Source organism: Ralstonia condita, assembly GCF_958405655.1.
Classification (GTDB): domain Bacteria; phylum Pseudomonadota; class Gammaproteobacteria; order Burkholderiales; family Burkholderiaceae; genus Ralstonia; species Ralstonia condita.
In genome coordinates this window covers 1-511 of sequence record NZ_CATYWO010000017.1, presented here as the reverse complement: position 1 = coordinate 511, position 511 = coordinate 1, and the positions used below count along the sequence as shown (strand labels likewise).

2 protein-coding genes are annotated in these 511 nt (G+C 63.0%); both read right to left on the bottom strand.

All coding sequences use genetic code 11. The features are described 5' to 3' along the window. A partial coding sequence (locus R2N03_RS20980; RefSeq protein ID WP_316659776.1) for an FAD-binding protein occupies positions 1-169 on the bottom strand: 169 nt, incomplete at its 3' end. A 3-nt stretch (positions 170-172) separates the two neighbouring features. Further along, on the bottom strand, positions 173-511 hold a 339-nt coding region (gene sdhD / locus R2N03_RS20975; RefSeq protein ID WP_316659775.1), incomplete at its 5' end, for a succinate dehydrogenase, hydrophobic membrane anchor protein.

The window sequence follows — 511 nt, the reverse complement described above, 5'->3', positions numbered from 1 at the left end:
CACCCTGCGCCGCCACGGTGTGCGAGCGGGTGGGGAAAACCTTGGACAGCACGGCCACGGAGAGGCCGGCTTCTGCCAGCTGCAGCGATGCACGCATGCCCGAACCGCCCGCACCGACGATCACCACGTCGAATTTGCGGCGCGGCAGCCCAGTCTTGACTGCGACCATGTCTTAAACCCTCCAGAGAATCTGAGCTGCGTAGCCCGCACAACCAACGAGCCACAGAATCGTCAACACTTGCAGCGTCAAACGCACTGCCACGGGCTTGACGTAATCCATCCAGATGTCACGCACGCCGATCCAGGCGTGATACGTGAGCGACAGGATCGCCAGGAACGTCAGCAGCTTCATCCACTGGTTGGCGAACAGGCCTGCCCAGCTCTGGTACGACGTGTCCTTCGAGAGCAGGAACGACGCCGGCAGCACGACGGTGTACACCGCCATGATCACCGCCGTCACGCGCTGCGCGAGGAAATCCTTCAGGCCATAGTGCGCGCCAACGACCAGGCG